Raw genomic sequence first — 19,430 nt, forward strand, 5'->3', positions numbered from 1 at the left:
GATGTATATTCTGATTTACATATTCCTTCGAATACTGAAAAGATGGGAAAATTGTAAAATTGAAATTTAAAATGGTAAGTAAAGCTGCAAAACTACGCCATTATAAGGGTGGAAAAGTTACAGGAAGCTGAGAAGTACTGAACGATAACAATGACTCTGATGAAGGAATTATGTATGGGAATAAGCGTTCATGGTGACTTGTCCCAGACAGACAGCAACAACAGGCGTGCTTGATTTTGTCATATATAACAGCTCCGTATCTCCATGATAGTAAATTCAGAAAAGCAGCAGAAAAAAACGGCACTTTTTACAATGTCTTACCGGATTTAGAAGATGGTATTCAGGATGCAGCTTTTAAAGTCAGAATGCGGAGATTATTACAAAAAGCGATTTACCGATTATAGGATTATATTTTTATGAACTGGAAAAGCTAAAAAAACGATATACAAAGTGAATACATCGGATTACGAAAAGCGTAAAAGCAGACCGCAATACCCGGTCTGCTTATCTATATCATGCTAATGTAATATGCGTCTATTTACATGTATCAAGTATTTCCTTCATGCGCTTCGCAAGCCCTCTGCATTTCTCACTGCTTAGAGAGCACACCGCAACACGAATGCCCTTATTTACCTTTACTGTATAAATATGCTGCTTCATCAGGCTTTCGTGGAAGACATCACGCAATGCATTGTCCTCGATTCTCACAGTTACGAAGAAGCCCTCTTTATAAGGATAGTAATCCAATCCGCAGGCATCTGCTTCTTCTGTAAAGATGTCACTTCTCTTTTTCAGAAGCTCCACATACATCGCCTTTTCCTTCATATACGCATCATAATTGGTTGTTGTAACATATGTGAAATTTTCCATAGCAGCATTCGGCACATTGCTCCAGGTAGCTCTGGCCGCCTTCTCAAATACGATTTCCACATCGCGTACAGCTTCCTTTGTCTGTGCCAACAGAATAGCGGCACCACAACGCAAGCCATAGGAGGTCAGCGCCTTGCTGCAGCTGAAGGCAATTACAGCCATAACATTTTCTGAAAAATCATTAAATGTCTTTATATAATTTCGGCAATGCTCTAAATCATAAGAAAAATCAATATAAGCAATGTCATTGAGAAGCACTACCGGCACTTCCTTTCCACATTCGTTCAGGAATGCCACAATCTCCTGCCATTCCTCCATACTCATAGAGTAACCAGTTGGATTATGACATGGATCATTGATTACCAGCAGCAGCTTCTTCTGCGTTTTCATAACCTCACGGCAAGCTTCCTTTAAGGACTCTACATTGAAATGATCTCCCTCAAACAGAGAATAGGTTTTCACCTTCAGATTATCCATGGTCGCCATCAGCCTATAGCTGCCCCATGCGATTTCAGGGAGAATAACCGTTTCCCCTTCATCCAGTATTTCCTGCATGGTGATCGCTACTGCCCCGGTCCCCCCCGGTGTGGCAATCACACTGTGTACCAGAGTTGAGCCCGTGCCGCCCACGATCCATTCATAAACCTGCTTACGGAAAGAATCATTGCCGACAAAGCTGGCCGCGTAGGTAGCCTTTGTTTCCTTTGCTATTTCGTTATAAGGTGTAAACACGCTGTCAAAGGCAACGATGTTCCCTTCTTCATTATATAAAGAGCCGATGGTCGCATCGACAACCTGCTCTGCACCGATGGCAGCCTTGGCTTCCTTTGCCTTTTTCACAATAGCGAATACTGTATCTTCGATTGGCGCCTTATTGACGTTCTGTTTTACAAAACTCATATTCATCCCTGCTTTCTTTCATCGTTTTGATATGCTCCGAGTATCTTTACCTCTTCACATGCTTCCTTTAAATCGTGGATCAGATGCTGTTCCTTTGCATCCTTCAGATTTCCTTCTATTTCCACATAGAAATAGTATTCCCATGGACGTTCCTTTATCGACCTGGACTTAATACTCTGCATGTTAAATCCATACTGAGCGATAATATTCATCGCATGTACGAGTGCACCTGCCTTGTGGTGTGTGGTAAAAGCGAGCGAGAAGCGATTGCCCTGCTGTATCAGCTGTTTACTGATGATGATGAAGCGTGTCGTATTCTGTTCACTTGTATTGATATCCTCCGCAAGTATATCCAGACCATACAGCTCTGCATTTTCCTTCGCGGCAATGGCAGCCTTGGATTTATCATTTTCTTTCGCAACATACTCTGCCGCAAGCGCAGTGTTCGGATATGGTATCAGCTCATAGCCGCGTCCCTCCAGAAATTTCTTTGACTGATATATCGCCTGATCCTTGGAATACACCTGTTTGATATCCGCTAGAGATGCTCCCTTTACACCTAGCAGATTCTGTGATATCTGCAAATCGTATATATCATTGATATATACATCATAACGCATCAGAAGATCCAGTACCTCTCCCACTTCACCAGTATATGAATTTTCAAACGGAATGACTCCATAGGCCACTTCCCGCTCCGTTACTGCATGAAATACGTCTTCAAAGGAGGCATAGCTTTTCTTTCGGTGATCCAAAAACACCCGCTCAGCAGCAATATGGGAAAATGCTCCTTCTGTCCCGGAATAACCGATAAGATCCCGGTTAATGATCGATCGCTGATATTTTCTAGAGATTGCCATCATTTCACTGATAAATTCTATGTAGCTGTCCCTGTATTCCTCACGCTGAATAAATGCTGTATTATGTTCAATAACATACTGTTCTCTTGATGTATCCAAAACCTTCATCTGATGCGCCTGTTTGTAACGGATAACATCTTCAACCGCCTGCATGCGCTGTTCAAAAAGTTTTGCCATTTCCTCATCAATCGCATTGATCCGTTTTCGGGCATCATCCAATAAACTCATAAACTCACCCCTGTTTCCACAATATTATACAATAATTCTATTTAACTTCCTATCATAAATTCAAAACTTACATGAATTTATGAAAAGTTTTACAAATTGTGTGCAAATAGTATCATCCAAAACTCATTGTGCTGTAACGGATAGCTGTATAGAGTCCTCCTATACCGTCTTAACTCTGTCATCAGCAATAGCGGCATCATGTTTTCATTGCATTTTCATAAACTGAAATTATTTTCATAAATTTGTGTTTTTTTCTTGTAATTATGCATAAAGTATATTATCATATTGGTAATTGGAGTGATTTGACCATGATACAGAAAGCATACTTTTATTACTTTGAATAGTCCGTTATAAAGCCATTGAAGAAGTCATGGTTATTTTCACTTTATAACGAGCACACAAAAGCATCTGCGATACACACAGGATGCTTTTTTTTCATAAAAGGGAGGATATTGTTATGAAATTACACGTTGATTTAAAGGAGAACGGATATGACATCCTGATGGAACACGGGATACTGTATCGTTTAAATGACTATATTGATTTAAACCGCAAGGTGATGATTGTTACAGACAGCGGCGTACCGGAGGCCTATGCAAATATCGTACGGGAACAATGTAAGAAAGGGTATGTGCATGTCATAGAACAGGGGGAGGATTCCAAGGACCTTGCCGTCTTCAAGGAAATCAATGAGGATCTGCTGGCACACAAGTTTTCCAGAAAGGATTGTGTAGTCGCTCTTGGAGGAGGAGTCGTCGGTGATCTGGCAGGTTATGTGGCAGCCTCCTATATGCGGGGAATCGACTTCATACAGATACCGACAACCACACTTTCACAGATAGACTCCAGTATCGGTGGAAAGGTTGCTATCAATCTGGATGAGGTTAAAAATATCGTCGGTGCCTTCTATCAGCCAAAAATGGTCTTTATCGATCCGGAAACATTGCATACGCTTCCCAGAAGGCACTATATCAACGGCCTGATGGAAGCACTGAAAGCCGGACTGATCTATGATGCCTCCCTGTTTGCATTGTTTGAGCATGGAGATATTGAAAAAGATCTGGATACGATTATTGAAAAAGCTTTGTATGTGAAAAAGAGTGTTGTCGAGCAGGATGAACGGGAACAGGGACTGCGCAAGATTCTGAACTTCGGTCATACCATCGGACATGCCATTGAAAGCTATTATCACCTGAGTGAGTATCTGCACGGGGAATGTGTTGCTTTGGGAATGCTGTATTTTATCGAGGATGAACAGCTGAAGCAGCGTGTTATCAGCGTGTATGAGCGTCTGGGTATCCCCACACATGTGGACTTTGACCCGGAAGCGGTATATCAGCTTTTATGCAGAGATAAGAAAGCGGACGGTGATCATGTAACGATCGTTCATGTTCCAAAGGCAGGAACAGCGGAACTGATAGAAACCCCGCTTGATGAAGTACGTACTATATTGAAAGGAACACAAGCATGAAAAATACATTCGGACATAATTATTCTGTGACAATTTTTGGAGAAAGCCATGGGGAAGCCATCGGCTGCGTGATTGACGGTCTTGCGCCGGGAATTAAACTGGATATGGATTTTATAGCCTCCGTCATGGAAAAGCGAAAAGCAAAGGGCAGAATATCCACACAGCGAAAAGAGGCAGATGAGCTGCATATCGTCAGTGGCTATTTCAATGGTCATACAACCGGTACACCGTTGACGATTCTCATTGAAAATACAAACACAAGAAGTCATGATTACGAAAAGACGAAATATCGGCTGCGCCCTTCTCATGCAGACTATACTGCCAATGAAAAGTATATGGGCTGGCAGGACTATCGCGGTGGCGGTCATTTCAGCGGCAGAATCACTGCACCGCTGGTAGCGGCAGGTGCAATCGCTATGCAGGTACTGAAGGAAAAGGGAATTCTGATAGGAAGCCATATTCAGAAAAGCAGAACCATAGAGGATATTCCGTTTTCTGAGAATATAGAGGAATTACAGAAACAGGTGGAACGTGTCAATACAATGGATTTTGCGGTACTGGATGATACAGCAGCTGCAGATATGAAAGCGATGATAGAGGAAGCGGCAAATGAAGGCGACAGTGTGGGCGGTATTCTGGAGAGCTGTATTCTGAACGTTCCGGCAGGTCTGGGAGAACCGTTCTTCGATTCGCTGGAAAGCACACTGAGTCATCTGTTATTCAGTGTTCCAGCGGTAAAGGGAATTGAATTCGGTCTGGGCTTTGGTTTTTCGGATGTGTATGGAAGTGAAGCCAATGATCCGATCACCTATGACAAGGGATTTCATACCGCTACAAATAACAATGGTGGAATCAACGGCGGGATTTCCAATGGAATGCCGATTCGCATCCGTACGGTTATCAAGCCGACAGCGTCTATATATAAGGAACAGAATACGGTGGATTTAAAGACTCACGAAGCAGTGAAGCTTCAGATTCAGGGGCGTCATGATCCGGCAATTATTCATCGGGCAAGAATCGTCGTGGACAGTGTGCTTGCCATTGGCATTCTGGATCAGCTGATGGAGCGATCAGCAACCCTGACAATGAAATAAAAAAAACACCGGCACAGTAACATATATAAGAGGAGGAAGCAGATATGATTATCACAATGAAGAAAAGTGCAACAAAAGCAGATATTGAGCATGTCATGAAGCAGCTGAAGGATAAGGGGCTTCAGATTCATGAGAGTATTGGTGAAAACCTCAATGTCTTCGGCGTTGTTGGAGATACATCACAGGTTGACCCGAAGCGCATTGAGGCGAACAAGCATGTGGAAAGTGTTGTCCGCGTATCATCCCCGTATAAGAAGGCAAGCCGGATGTTTCATCCGGAGGATACGATAGTAGAGGTAAACGGCATTCACATCGGCGGAAAGGAAAAAATCGTTGTCATTGGCGGTCCCTGCTCTGTTGAAGGGAAAGATATGATTTGTCATATCGCTCATGAGGTAAAGGATGCAGGAGGAGTGATGCTTCGTGGGGGAGCCTACAAGCCAAGAACAAGTCCGTATGCATTTCAGGGTATGGGAACAGAAGGAATTCTGGCGCTTGCACAGGCAAGAAAGCAAACCGGGCTTCCTGTTGTTACTGAGCTGATGAGTGCCGATAAGCTGGATGAATTTGTAGAGTATGTCGATGTCATTCAGATCGGTGCCAGAAATATGCAGAACTTTGACCTTTTAAAGGCTGTTGGAAAAACAAACAAGCCGGTACTGCTGAAACGTGGACTGGCCAATACGATTGAAGAATGGATCATGTCCGCAGAGTATATTCTTTCTGAAGGAAATACGAATGTCATGCTGTGTGAGCGTGGTATCCGCACCTTTGAACCTTATACACGAAATACCCTCGATTTGAGTGTAGTTCCTATTATCAAGAAAAAAACACATCTTCCGATTATCATTGATCCAAGTCATGCGACCGGTGATTGGGAGCTGGTGGAGGCAGCTTCGCTTGCAGCAATCGCAGCTGGTGCCGACGGACTGATTGTGGAGGTACACGATCATCCGGAATGCGCATGGAGTGATGGCGCACAGTCTCTCAAGCCGGATAACTTTAAAGAGCTGATCCGCAAGGGAAAGGCTATCGCAGGTGTAATCGGGAGGGCGATGTAAATGAAAGCCCATGTAGCACCATCCATCTGCAGTGGTCATGTTGTCATTCCGCCAAGTAAAAGCATGGCACATCGTGCGATTATCTGTGCCTCTCTGGCGAACGGCACCAGCGTCATAAAAAACGTTGCCTATTCGCAGGATATCAAAACCACGATTGCCGGCATGCAGCAGCTTGGTGCCGATATCCGCATGGAAGCAGATCAGGTTACTGTTACCGGAATCAAAGATTTTACAATAAAGAACAAAGAAGTGTTTTGCTGTGAATCCGGCTCCACTCTTCGTTTCTTCATTCCGATTTTCTCTCTCTGCAATCAGGAAATCACCTTCACCGGTCAAGGCAGACTGCTGCAGCGCCCGCAGAAGGTTTATGAGGATTTGTTCCACGCGCAGGGGCTCACCTTCCGACAGGATGCATCCGGTATCACGATCCGTGAATGTCTGAAATCCGGTGATATTACATTGCAAGGTGATGTCAGCTCACAGTTTATCAGCGGATTGCTGTTCACACTGCCACTCCTGCAGGAGGATTCCACCATTCACATCCTTCCACCCTTTGAATCCAGAAGCTATGTTGATCTCACGCTGCAAATGCTGAAAACCTATGGCATACAAGCTTCCTTCGAAGATGATCTGACCATTCATATTCCGGGCAATCAGCAGTATACAGCATGTGACTATACGATCGAAGGAGACTATTCCCAGCTTGCCTTCTTTGCTGTGCTTGCCGCATGCAATCATGATCTTACCATTACCGGTGTTCATCACGATTCCAGGCAGGGAGATAAAAAAATTCTCTCGATACTAAAGGACTTTGGTGTACGCATTGAAGAGGTAAAAAACGGCTATCATATTTATAAAAGCAGCCTGCATGGCTGTAGAATCGATCTTGCGGACTGCCCGGATCTCGGGCCGATCCTAACTGTCCTTGCTATGTATTCCCCGGGAAATACCAATATCTACAATGCAGGCAGACTGCGTATCAAGGAAAGTGACCGCATTGAAGCAATGGAACAGGAGCTGCGCAAATTCGGTGTGGATATTCATTCCACAGAGGATGAAATCTTTATTACCGGCAACTCCTCCTATACCTGTACGAGCGAGCTTTCCTCCCATAATGATCACCGTATCGTTATGGCGCTCAGTGTCGCAGCGACCTGCAGCAACATCTCCTGCATCATTGATGGTGCTCAGGCAATTCAAAAAAGCTATCCTACATTCTTTGAAGATTTACAGTCCATTGGTGGAAAGGTGGAGCTGTTATGATACAGGAGAATACACGATTTCTTATTGTCGGATTAGGTCTGATCGGTGGCAGCTATGCCATGGGCTTAAAGAAAAACGGCTATCATGTTGATGCCATTGAAATCAACCAGCTCAGCATTGACTATGCAATCAAGCATAACATCATCGATCGCGGTTCAACATTTGATATTGACTATATAAAGGAAGCTGATATCATAATAAGCGGACTATATCCAAATATGACGGTAGACTGGATAACCACCTATCAGAAATATTTCAAGCCCGGTGCTCTGATTACAGATGTAAGCTCCGTGAAAACAGGTGTTGTAGAACCCATTCAGAAAATCATTCGCAGGGATGTGGAGTTCATAAGCTCCCATCCAATGGCAGGTAAGGAAGTCAGCGGAGTAAAATTCGCAGACGATTCCATCTTCCATATTGCCAACTTCATTATTCTGCCCACAGAAAGCAATACGAAGGAAGCAGTTGCGACCATGCGCCAGTTTGCCGAAATACTCGGATTCAGTAACATCTCCGAGCTGACCGTTGCACAGCATGATGAAATGATCGGCTTTGTTTCACATCTGACACATGCTATTGCGGTTTCTCTTATGAACACCAATGACAACACCCACCTGGTAGAATACACCGGTGACTCCTTTCGTGATCTGACAAGAATTGCGAAAATCAACGAGAATCTGTGGAGTGAGGTATTCTTTCTGAATAAAGAGAACCTGATTCGGGAAATTGATGATTTCATACAGGAGGTCAATCATCTGAAAGCAACCCTGGAGCAGGATGATGTGGACGGGCTAAAGGAGCTGTTTATTCAATCTACTGCAAGACGTAAGCTCTTTGACCGATAGGAGGTATCCGAATGGAACATGAGCCGTATCTGGAAGAGGAACATAAAGATCAGCTATGCAAAAAGGACTGTAAACGTATAGCCGGCTCTCTGCTTTTCTATTATATTTTATTATTTGCCTGTGCCTTTACCTTAGGAATCATAAGCAGTGCATACATCATGTCAGGCGCTTCGCAAACAGAGCTTGAAACAATCACAAACATCTTCAGTATGATAGCAACCTGCTTTGTAACGATTTTAACGCTTGTAATATATAAAAAGAAGCTGCATGTAACAATACCGTACTCTCTATGCAAGGAATGGAATTTTCTTTCCATCCTTCGCTATACGATTATCGCTATGGGATTGTCTGGAGCAGCTGGAATTCTTATACAGCTGATAAATCAGATCCTCATCCATTTTGGCTGGGTCATGACAACGCCGGATTTCTCCATGAAGCCGGATATCACCTACAATCTAAGCATTGTACTCTCCACCTGTATCATTGCGCCGATCATGGAAGAGCTTCTCTTTCGCGGATTGATACTGCAAACGCTGAAAAGATATGGAAATGTCTTCGCTATTCTTGTGACAAGTCTGCTGTTTGCATTGCTGCATGGAAATCTTCCGCAGAGTGTCCCTGTTTTTGCTCTCAGTATGATGATTTGCTATGTTGTTTTAACGTCGGGTAGTATCCTGCCAGGTATAGCGATTCATTTTCTGAATAACGCTTTCGCAATCATGGAAGTCTCACTGCTTTCAGACAACGGCCAGATTTCTACAGTCTTTCTTATACTGGAAGCGCTGTTTCTGCTGTATGCGATGTTTACTCTCTATCAGAAAAGACTGATCATACGGAATTATATAATTCATAACAGAGGTTCCCGTGTTCGTACCTTTTTCAGTAACTGGATATCGATCCTCTTTCTGGTCTTATGTGTTTTCATTATGATTACAAGCTTTCAACGTACATAAAACAAGGATGCGCCTGCCTGCACACTCACGGCAGAAAGGAGCATCCCTTTTATTTCTTTCTAGCGGACATATGTATAACAGAATTGATAGACGCAGTATGCTGTTATGATTTGAGTTTCTCAAGTCTGCATGAACCATAAAGCGGGTATGCAGTTTATCAAGTGAAATCATGGAACGATCCCTATGTATCACAAGGGGGAACATACAGGAAGGAAAATTGCTAAGCAGTATGGAATACCTCCTGATTCAATGCTGCTTCCAGTGAAAACACTTTTTTCTATTGCAGTTTCATACTATCGTGTCCATACTATAGGCAGGAGGTGATCGCATGGAGAATTTTCTGAATGCGACGGCATGGACAATGGCTGAGACAAAGCCCTATGGACTATTTCATATCGTTATGCTGCTAGGCGGTATCCCTGTGTCTATTGCGCTGACATGGAAGCTGCGCAGGGTGAGTGATCGCAGCTATCACCGTATATTGTTTGCTATTGCAGTTATTTTACTGCTTTCCGAACTATACAAGCAGCTCTTTCATTTTTATGTTATGGATAACAAAACCTATGACTGGTGGATTTTCCCTTTTCAGCTATGCAGTCTTCCCATGTATCTTTGTGCAATTCTTCCCTTTATGAAAAAAAGCAGATAGCTGATTCCTCTGGAAACCTTCCTGATGGATTTCAATCTGCTTGGCGGTCTTATGGCGCTGCTGGTTCCGGATGGCCTCATGCATCCTTATATCACCTTGACGCTGCATGCCTTTGTCTGGCACTTTCTTCTTCTGTTTGTCGGCTTTTTCATCGGCTTTTCAAGACACGGTGATACCTCTCTTTCAGGGTTTATAAAAACCCTTCCGATTTTACTTATCTGCATAGGAGCTGCCACACTGCTCAATGTTTTATTTCATTCCTACGGGGATATCAATATGTTTTATATCAGTCCTTACAAAATCACTACCCAGCCTGTATTCTCTCAAATTATGAAGCGTACCGGGATATGGATAGGCAATCTCTTTTATATCACGGCAATGTGTATCGCTGCCTTTCTCATTCACAGAATGTTTGCCACGATTCGTCAAAGCTGCGAGAAATGAGCCGATACCCTCCATCTGTACAAAGCTTCCACACCTCATCACTATTCAAACGGTTATGTAAGACACGCTGTACATTGCAGCGATCACTTTTTTCATAAAAAAACTCTGCCTGCTCCTTGCTTAGCCCACCGCGGCTTTTTCTGTCAATGAGTCTGTCACGCAGCAGGTTTTCCTCCGCTTGAATAAACACACAATAGTCGCATAGTGCAGAAAGGGAGCGATAGGGTTTCTCGTCCAACAGAAGATAATTACCTTCCACAAGAAGAATACTGCCTGTAATATGCAGCCTATGCTTCAGCGGCTCATGCAGATTACGGTCATATACCGGCCACCAGGTATCGCTTCCTTTTGTTTCCTTTATCAATGCATACATTGCTTCTGCATCAAATGTTTCCGGAGCGCCTTTTAGTTCCTTTAGTTTTTTTCCATACTGAAAATGGTTATCGAGCCAGGCATTCGTATAATGAAATCCATCCATACCGGCATACTGCATATCCATACAGCCCAATTCTCTGGCGAACTGACAGAGTGCTATCGCAAGTGTGGATTTCCCTGTTGCAGGAGGAGCCGCCAGAAAGACTATGAGTCTTTTTCCTGATTCCTTTTGCAGCTGTATGACATGTTGAAGAAATGGCATAAATACTGTTTTGATATCCTCTTCCCTGTATTTTGCCTGTATGCCATACCCATTCACGTTGATTGTTAACATTCGTATGCCCATCGTATCACCCTTTTTTCATTATAAGGGGTTTTTGATTATTTTCAAAGTAAATACTTAGATCTTTTTATATTGCATGCAGCTCTCATTTTATGCAAAAAGACTTGCCTGAAACAATCTTAATAATGCTTAAATGGAGTTTAATCCCTATAGACGGTATGCTATGATGATTACGGTTGAAATGATTACTGATGATTACACAGCTGTATACACTATATTTTCAGAGGCTGTAAATCGCAGTCAGGTATTCATAGAAAGGAAAATCATGAATTTAGAGAAAAAGTACCGTATTGTTAAAATCTCTTTCATCCTCGTATCCTGCTTATTTTTTATTGTGCTGTATGCCATAGGCACCTATGTCAGTGAACGCAAGGAAGAGCATCGATTCGCAAAAGGTATCCGTGGAACCTATACCAGTGCCGATAGCTTTACGAATATCAGTCTGGATGATGAGGATCAGCTTTATTATTTATCTGGTGATCGTGTATCTCATGGTACATATAAAAAGCTTAATGAACAGGTTTTCAAGCTGCTATCCGGGCATTTGAAGGATGCCTACATCGTTAAGGATTCCAATGGCGATATCATTCTTATCGAACAGGATACATCTGCCGCCAGATTTAAAAAATACGATAATCAAATTACCATTGTATCGGAATGAGAAATCTAAACTGCATGATTGCATGCGTATGTTTCCACAGACCGCATGCAGGAGGGAGATATCTCCTTTTTTGCTTACAGCTGTTTTTATACGATTTGGAATCAGTGGATATGAATTGTAAGCCGCTTCTAATTCGTGTATAATAATGCAGTATGCGAAACGGAGGGATTTTTGAATGGAAGTTATGAAGAAATTTATAAGCTATTATAAGCCATATAAGACTGTGTTCTTTCTTGATATGTTCTGTGCACTTATGATCAGTGCGGTTGATCTTGCATTTCCGCAGATTCTGAGCTATCTGAATACTACATTTTATATTCAACCAAAGGATATGATTATGGACAGTCTGCTTCTGCTTGGGGCAGGACTGCTTGTAATGTATATCGTTCGTGCAATCTGCCGGTATTATGTAACAGCGCAGGGACATATTATGGGAGCACGTATGGAGAGCGATATGCGTCAGGATCTGTTTGATCAGTTTGAGCGCCTGTCCTTCTCCTATTATGACCGTAACAATACCGGGGAAATGATGAGCAAGCTGGTTTCTGATTTGTTTGATATTTCAGAATTCGCGCATCACGGACCGGAAAATGTATTTATCTCGCTATTGAAAATTATCGGTTCCTTTCTGTTGCTGCTGTACATCCACGTACCGCTGACCCTGATTCTGATTGCAGTAACGCTGGTCATGCTGATTTTCAGTATGCTTCAGAATAAGAAAATGCAGGCAACCTTTATGGATAACCGCCGTAAGATTGCCGGTGTCAATGCAAGCCTGCAGGATTCTCTGGCCGGTATCCGTGTTGTCAAATCCTTCGCCAATGAAGACATTGAGCGTGATAAATTTTCTCACAGCAATCAGCTGTTTCTGCAATCCAAGACGAATAACTATTACCGGATGGGACTGTTTCATGCAGGAAATAATTTCTTTCAGGGGATGCTGTACCTGACGATTCTGGTTGCGGGTGGATATTTTATTGCCAACGGAACACTCGATCCAATTTCTCTTGCGACCTATGCCCTGTATATCAACATCTTTGTTGCCCCGATTGAGGTGCTCGTTGAATTTACAGAGATGTTTCAAAAGGGCTATTCCGGGTTTAAACGATTCCTTGAAGTCATTGAAACAGAGCCGGATATTCAGGATGCACCGGATGCACAGGAGCTGAAGAATGTTCAGGGTGTCATAGATTATGATCATGTGACCTTCTCTTATAATGAGGAAGAGCATGTTTTGGATGATGTTTCTATACATATCGAAGCAGGCCGTTCCATTGCTCTGGTTGGACCAAGCGGCGGAGGGAAAACGACAATCTGTTCCCTGCTTCCAAGGTTTTATGATGTGAAGAACGGAGCTGTTCGTGTGGATGGTCAGGATATTCGAACGCTGACACTGGAAAGCCTTCGCAAGGCAATCGGTATCGTTCAGCAGGATGTATATCTGTTTACCGGAAGTGTAAAAGAAAACATTGCATATGGAAAACCCGGATGCACGGATGAGGAAATCATCGAAGCAGCCAAAAAGGCAAATATTCATGATTTCATTATGGGACTGCCGGATGGCTATGATACCTATGTCGGTGAGCGTGGTACACGACTGTCAGGAGGACAGAAGCAGCGCATCAGTATTGCCCGCGTCTTCCTGAAGGATCCAAGAATATTGATTCTGGATGAGGCCACAAGTGCACTGGATAATGAAAGTGAACGGCATATTCAGAAAAGTCTGGAAGAGCTGGCAAAAAACAGAACCTGTATCACAATTGCGCACCGTCTTTCCACCATACGCAATGCAGATGAAATTATCGTTATCTCTGAAAACGGCATGGAAGAAAGAGGAACACACAATGAACTGCTTGCGAAGGGCGGCACCTATGCCAAGTATTATCATATGCAGTTTGAAGGTCTGGATTTTGATGAACAGACTCGTGAAACACTACATTCCAGACAATAGAAAAAGCACGGTTGTGAAAAATCGTGCTTTTTTCTTGTTCTGCTGTTCAGCAATCATGTCGATATATACGAATGTTCACAGGTGTTAACGCCATTCCTTACGGCAGTTTGGAATAATGCACATGCACCAGCTTTTTCCCCTGCGGATAGCTGCGGTAAATCTGTGTTTCCCTTCCCTTGTTCATGATATGTTCCCCGCTGTCCTTCATCGTCGCATACAGCGTCCAGTAAAAGCGTACGATTGTAATATCACAGAATTCCTGAATCTTAACATCATCCTGTTGAAGGTCGCGCGTTTCATACTGAGCCATCGCTCCGTGATAAAAGGAAGCAAGGATAGCGTCCAGTCCTTCCACTTCCCCTTTTGGAAATATCATGGAGCATTCATCCTGATCACTCCACACCTCACGAATCAGCGAATCACTGCAGGTATTGACGGATTGTATATAGCTTTCCAATTCTTTCATAGTAACCACCTCACCATAAATCCTACACGCAGCTGAAAGGATTGCAAGAGCAAATATAAAAAGCTTATGCTTTTTGTTCGGTATCAAACAGATATTTTCTGATTTCTTCAAGACTGTTACAGCTTTTCAGCATGTGCGTCTGCTCATCATCAGAGACAATCCGTACAATGCGGCGAAATATTTTACTGTATTCCGTACTGATATCCTCACCGATGGCCGCAAAGAATACAAGGTCAACAAGCTGATCATCCCATGTGATCGTATGATCGAGTTTGATAATTAAAATAACGGAATTCTTCACTGCTTTTTTCGTACCGTGAGGGACTGCAACACCACGTCCGATTGCTGTTGAAGAATACTGAATACGATCATAAACCGACGCCTCAAACGCTTCTGTAACATATCCGTTATCCTCCAGATATGTGCAGTATTTATGAATGAGACTTCTGCGATTTTCACAGCTGTCCTGAAAATAAGAAAGATAGCTGTCAAACTTTGTGCGAAGCTCCAGCGTATGCTTGATTTCTCTTGCAAAAATCCAATGACGAACCTGCGAACAGGATGCTTCTGTAAACAAGTGATCGATATTTATAATATTGGAAGCATGCAGACGGTTCGTTGTAGCATTCAGTATAAGATCATGCTGGTGCCCCGTTTCTTTTTTCATTTCATCACTGCCTATAATGTTCACAATTTCTATTTCACGAAAGGATGTTTCAACCATGCTTTTAATATAGGATTCAAAGGTGATTCCGGCATCACAGATCAATAAACAGCGTATGGAACGGATATTCCTGGAGCGGTTTAAGGCTCCGACGATATGCAGACAGATAAAGCCAAGCTCATTGGCGTCAAAATAGATGTGTTCCCTTTCCTCTATCTTATCAATCGTTGTCATGATTGCGACATAGACCTCCGTGTATTTCGTTTTGATTGCTTCCAGCAGAGGATTCTCACTTGAGATACCATACTTCATTCTCCGGATTGCCGGTTTCATATGATTGCAAAGGTTTTGTTTGAGCTGTTTATCTTCTGACAGATCGACATTCAGACGTTCCGATACCAGATAAATGAATCTATCCAGCATGGCACTGTCCAGCTCCTGAAACTGCTCCTGGTTTTGCTGCTTGCGGGTTGAAAGAATCACCCGTTCCAGATAATATATTTCCTCTTCGGGTAGGCTTACATGAAATGTCTGCTCCATTTTCAGCTTCATGATGGTGGCTACATAATATTCCTGAAGATCGGTGCTGATGGTTGTCTGCTTTTGTACTGACCTGTCAATCTGACAGCGCGTAAGTAATATACAGCATTTGAGAATCAGCATACCGAAATCATAATCACAATAATGAGTATTCAGATTGATTTCCGATGATTTTACAATCGGGATAATCATTCGAATCATCTGAACATCAAATACCATTTTCATTTTTTCATATAATGCATCCGGCAGACGGACATCCAGATCATTATGCTGATATCCCTGCACCGGAAGAGTGTCTACAAAACGGTAAAAAAGATTTCGGATATCCTCTTCGTGACCTTCCAGAGACAGACCATAGTTTGAACGTTTTCGAAGTCTGCAGTCATAGTTCTCAGCAAGTCTCTCAGCTTCCTCCAGAACAGTGGTCAGTGAGGACTTTGAACGGTATAATGCATCTGCAAGATCCTCCATACGGATCGCATCCCTATAAGTTAAAAGCATATGCAAAACCGTATGTAAATCATTTCCCTTTTCCAAGGGGACAGATGTCTCAAAGCGATTTTTTTGAAGCTGCCGGTAAATCGCCTCTCTCTGTTTTTGTGTACAGTGAAGACGTATTCCGATGTTCGGTTTTTTTATCAGCTCGGCACCATGAAGGAGCTGTAGAAAACTGGTATCCTGCAAATCGCTGTGTATCGTTCGCGAAGATACTGCGACCTGTTCTGCAAGCTCTGCCACAGTCTGAAAATTCTGTTCCTCTACAAGTATATTCAGAAGTTCCATCCACCTTTGTGTTTTTTTCATGATAAGCCTCCAGTTCACTGTCCTTTTTGTTTTTATCACCCATTATAGTATGCCAAGAGCCTTCCATACGGTATCTATCTCGATCCTGCGGAAAAGATACAGATTTAATTTCTGCTTTTCTTTCGGAACGCATACCGAAGGTGAGAGCTGTATGCCTAAAATAAACAGCATCTGATATCCGCTTTCTTCCATAGAAATTATATCATAATTTCTATATACAGCTGTCTGGAAAAAATTGCAGGAATACCTGTAGATGTTGAAAAAAGGAAGTGCCGTGCTCTATTGATTGTTGAAGACAGCGGTTGATATAGTAGAGGTGCAAGGAGGAACAGCAATGAAGAAAACAGCACATTGTATTCATCATACACATTGGGATCTGATCTGGTATTTCACAGCACAGGATGCAACTGTTCAGCTGTGCTATAATATGAAGGAGATGCTGGAAGGCTTTCGAAGCGGAAGAATTACAGATTTCTTTTTCGACGGACAGAGTGCGCCGATGGATGAGTACAGAAAGCTTCACCCGGAGGACGAAGCATACATACGAACTCTCGTAACGGAAAAAAAGCTCGTAATCGGACCCTTTCACTCACAGCTTGACTGCTTTATCTGCAATGGTGAATCTGTCATTAACAACCTGAGACTCGGCATGCAGTCTGCCGAAAATCTCGGATATGTTTCCAGGGTTGCATATCTGCCGGATTCCTTTGGACATTCCTGGGATTTTCCCAAGATATTTCATCAGTTTGGAATTAAGGATTTTGTCATAACACGCGGTGTTGGAGATGATTATAAGCTTGGCAGCGAATTTTACATGAAATCAAATGATGGCAGTGAGCTGCTGGTATGCACAATGATTGCAGGCTATGGATACGGATGCTATGCATTCCGTAATGGTACATTATTTGATGAATCAGCTCTTGACTACAATAAAATCAGTGTACAAAGTCTGATTGACCGGCTCCTGTCCTATTCCACACTGGATCACGAATTTGTATTTCCGCTGGGCTTTGATCAAAATCCGGCAATGCTGGATATACCAAAACGAATAGCAGAGTATAACGCACAGCAAACAGACATTGCATTTGTATCAACAACATGGCAGGACTTCTGCAATCGTGTAAGAGAGCATGGTCACAATTTAAAATGCCATGAGCATGAACTGTTCTCGACGCAGTATCATCGGGTTCACCGTTCCATTTTCTCCGCACGCGCAGATATCAAAGCACTGCAGGATGCCTGTGAGCGAAAGATCACATACGGTCTTCAGCCTCTTATGTCCATGCTGGATGCACAGGGTATCCCGTATGACCACGGACTGATCGATGAAATATGGAATCGTCTGCTGCGCTGCCAGACACATTCCTCTGCGACACTGACAGATGAAACAAATGACTATATTCAGCAGGAAACACAGAATGCTTACAATCTGATAACCTCTCAAACGGTATTTCTGATGAAGCTGCTTTCTCTTTCTGTACAGAAGAGGGAGGATGGATATCCTCTGCTGGTATGCAATACGCTGCCATATACAAGAACACAGACACTGCATACAACTGTACAGACTGGAAAACCTGATTTCCGAATCCTTCTGGATGGAAAGGAGCTGCCGTATACGCGTGCAGGGACAGTAAAAAAGAACTGTGGTGTTTTACGTAAAGATATCCGTGATATGGATCCCAAGGGCTATTTCTATGAAACAGAAATCATATTGCAGATTGATCATATGAAGGGGCTTTCCTATCGCACATTGTATATTCAGGATATTGATCAGCCATCTGTCAGCTATGAACTGGCGCAGGTTCCTTATATTGAAAATAACCGTTTCCGTATTCACAAGGATGAAGAGGGTGTACATATCTTTGATTACAGGAGTCATAGGGAGCATCGCAGCGCTATCTATCTGGAGGAGTCCGGGGATGAGGGAGACAGCTTTGACTATTCTCCTCCAGAATATGACTGGATTCTTACAGATTACTTTGAACATGCAGAAGTTTCCTGCGTACAGAATATGACTTACAGCTGTATGACCCTGACAGGTACCTTGGAGATACCTCAGAATCTGAAGAATAGAAAAGATAGAATACGAAATTCCGGTATGCGATATAAAATTAAGCTTGAGCTGATAGATAAGAATAATATCCGTATTTCGGGAACGATTGATAATCATGCAACGGATCATCGTGTACGTCTGGTTTTCACCGGACAGGCACCGCATACGTATTCACTTGCAGGGACACAATACAGCTACATCAAACGCGAAAGCACTCCGGCAGCTTTAAAGACCTGGAAGGCGGATGGCTGGTTTGAAGAGCCCAGTCCAACATGGCCGTTATTGAATTATGTATCGGTAGAGGATGATGAAGTCATGACTGTTATGACGAAAAGCAGTAAGGAATATGAGCTGATAGACGAAGGTAACAAGGATATCGCTGTAGTATTGTTTCGTTCCTATGGTGCTATGGGCTATCCGGATCTGCATCGTCGTCCGGGCAGGCCCAGCGGTCTGGACTACATGATATTCCAAACACCGAAATGTCAGATGCTGAAAGAAAACAGCTTTGATCTGGCCTTAACGTGGTATGAAAGCTATGACGGTAATCGTATCTGCCAAGACTACATTCAATATGCCTGCCCGCAACTCTGTTTTGAAGGACAGCATTTTGATAAGTCCGTGCATCCGATATCCTATTTTCCTACCAATCCACCAGAGCAGAGACTTCCGGATTCCTGGAGCTTTCTGAATATGGATGAGCTTCAGGGCTGCTTCGGATCACTGGTGAAGGAAAAAGATTACTGGCTGCTTCGTCTGTATAACAATGAAATAGAGCCGGTATCCTGCGGCATAATACATAGTGATGAAGCGCTTGTTTACACACTGACGACACTGGATCATACAATACACAAACCGCTGTCCAATGAGCTGGAGCCTCTGCGTAAGGGTGAGCTCAGAATGATACAGATAGAAAGAACATAAAGGAGGACTTG

16 protein-coding genes are annotated in these 19,430 nt (G+C 43.0%); 11 read left to right on the plus strand and 5 right to left on the minus strand.

Translation table 11 applies throughout. From position 1 onward, the window contains the following. Positions 1 to 534 precede the first annotated feature (534 nt). Together KSZ58_RS14225 and KSZ58_RS14230 are read right to left on the minus strand one after the other, a co-directional pair. The gene (locus KSZ58_RS14225) at positions 535 to 1,770 is read right to left on the minus strand and encodes a pyridoxal phosphate-dependent aminotransferase (protein WP_008818055.1); all 1,236 of its coding nucleotides are present in this window, start codon (positions 1,768 to 1,770) and stop codon (positions 535 to 537) included. Between the two features lie 2 nt (positions 1,771 to 1,772). Further along, positions 1,773 to 2,858 (minus strand): chorismate mutase, encoded by a 1,086-nt coding sequence (locus tag KSZ58_RS14230; protein ID WP_002606737.1) that lies wholly within the window; start codon positions 2,856 to 2,858, stop codon positions 1,773 to 1,775. A 457-nt stretch (positions 2,859 to 3,315) separates the two neighbouring features. Here KSZ58_RS14230 and aroB point away from each other — a divergent pair, with 457 nt between their 5' ends. The 8 genes from aroB to KSZ58_RS23505 all read left to right on the plus strand — a co-directional run bounded on the left by aroB (position 3,316) and on the right by KSZ58_RS23505 (position 10,638). Beyond that, positions 3,316 to 4,329 carry a 3-dehydroquinate synthase gene (gene aroB / locus KSZ58_RS14235; RefSeq protein WP_002606736.1) on the plus strand — a complete coding sequence of 338 codons (1,014 nt, stop codon included), beginning with the start codon at positions 3,316 to 3,318 and terminating at the stop codon, positions 4,327 to 4,329. Beyond that, on the plus strand, positions 4,326 to 5,423 hold the full coding sequence (gene aroC / locus KSZ58_RS14240; protein WP_009270099.1) for a chorismate synthase: 1,098 nt from the start codon (positions 4,326 to 4,328) through the stop codon (positions 5,421 to 5,423). Before aroB ends, aroC begins: the two co-directional genes overlap by 4 nt. Positions 5,424 to 5,467: 44 nt before the next feature. Then, positions 5,468 to 6,484: a 3-deoxy-7-phosphoheptulonate synthase gene (gene aroF / locus KSZ58_RS14245; protein ID WP_008818053.1), complete on the plus strand. Its 1,017-nt coding sequence runs from the start codon at positions 5,468 to 5,470 to the stop codon at positions 6,482 to 6,484. Then, positions 6,485 to 7,747, plus strand: a complete 1,263-nt coding sequence (gene aroA / locus KSZ58_RS14250) for a 3-phosphoshikimate 1-carboxyvinyltransferase (RefSeq protein ID WP_009270098.1) — start codon at positions 6,485 to 6,487, stop codon at positions 7,745 to 7,747. Next, entirely contained in the window at positions 7,744 to 8,592 is an 849-nt protein-coding gene (locus tag KSZ58_RS14255) for a prephenate dehydrogenase (protein ID WP_008818051.1), read from the plus strand. Before aroA ends, KSZ58_RS14255 begins: the two co-directional genes overlap by 4 nt. 11 nt (positions 8,593 to 8,603) lie before the next feature. Next, positions 8,604 to 9,545: a CPBP family intramembrane glutamic endopeptidase gene (locus KSZ58_RS14260; protein WP_022300451.1), complete on the plus strand. Its 942-nt coding sequence runs from the start codon at positions 8,604 to 8,606 to the stop codon at positions 9,543 to 9,545. A gap of 328 nt (positions 9,546 to 9,873) precedes the next feature. After that, positions 9,874 to 10,194: a hypothetical protein gene (locus tag KSZ58_RS23500; protein ID WP_336234580.1), complete on the plus strand. Its 321-nt coding sequence runs from the start codon at positions 9,874 to 9,876 to the stop codon at positions 10,192 to 10,194. A 24-nt stretch (positions 10,195 to 10,218) separates the two neighbouring features. Continuing rightward, positions 10,219 to 10,638: a hypothetical protein gene (locus tag KSZ58_RS23505; protein WP_336234581.1), complete on the plus strand. Its 420-nt coding sequence runs from the start codon at positions 10,219 to 10,221 to the stop codon at positions 10,636 to 10,638. Here the strand turns inward: KSZ58_RS23505 and KSZ58_RS14270 are convergent. After that, positions 10,592 to 11,347, minus strand: a complete 756-nt coding sequence (locus KSZ58_RS14270; RefSeq protein ID WP_224727367.1) for a nucleoside/nucleotide kinase family protein — start codon at positions 11,345 to 11,347, stop codon at positions 10,592 to 10,594. The two genes, KSZ58_RS23505 and KSZ58_RS14270, sit on opposite strands and share 47 nt — an antisense overlap. Positions 11,348 to 11,489: 142 nt before the next feature. Between KSZ58_RS14270 and KSZ58_RS14275 the strand changes: the two genes are divergently transcribed. Further along, positions 11,490 to 12,017: a hypothetical protein gene (locus KSZ58_RS14275; RefSeq protein ID WP_065530287.1), complete on the plus strand. Its 528-nt coding sequence runs from the start codon at positions 11,490 to 11,492 to the stop codon at positions 12,015 to 12,017. Between the two features lie 175 nt (positions 12,018 to 12,192). Beyond that, a complete protein-coding gene (locus KSZ58_RS14280) occupies positions 12,193 to 13,968 on the plus strand; it encodes an ABC transporter ATP-binding protein (RefSeq protein WP_065530288.1) in 1,776 nt (591 codons plus the stop codon). A gap of 97 nt (positions 13,969 to 14,065) precedes the next feature. On the opposite strand, the gene KSZ58_RS14285 is transcribed toward KSZ58_RS14280, so the two are convergent. After that, a complete protein-coding gene (locus KSZ58_RS14285) occupies positions 14,066 to 14,434 on the minus strand; it encodes a nuclear transport factor 2 family protein (RefSeq protein ID WP_065530289.1) in 369 nt (122 codons plus the stop codon). Positions 14,435 to 14,498: 64 nt separating this feature from the next. Continuing rightward, the gene (locus KSZ58_RS14290; protein ID WP_065530290.1) at positions 14,499 to 16,442 is read right to left on the minus strand and encodes a BglG family transcription antiterminator; all 1,944 of its coding nucleotides are present in this window, start codon (positions 16,440 to 16,442) and stop codon (positions 14,499 to 14,501) included. Between the two features lie 334 nt (positions 16,443 to 16,776). Between KSZ58_RS14290 and KSZ58_RS14295 the strand changes: the two genes are divergently transcribed. Next, complete coding sequence (locus tag KSZ58_RS14295) at positions 16,777 to 19,419, plus strand: glycoside hydrolase family 38 C-terminal domain-containing protein (RefSeq protein WP_217752787.1); 2,643 nt, start codon at positions 16,777 to 16,779, stop codon at positions 19,417 to 19,419. Positions 19,420 to 19,430 lie beyond the last annotated feature (11 nt).

Source organism: Erysipelatoclostridium sp. DFI.2.3 (assembly GCF_019132535.1).
Lineage (GTDB): Bacteria > Bacillota_I > Bacilli_A > Erysipelotrichales > Erysipelotrichaceae > Clostridium_AQ > Clostridium_AQ innocuum.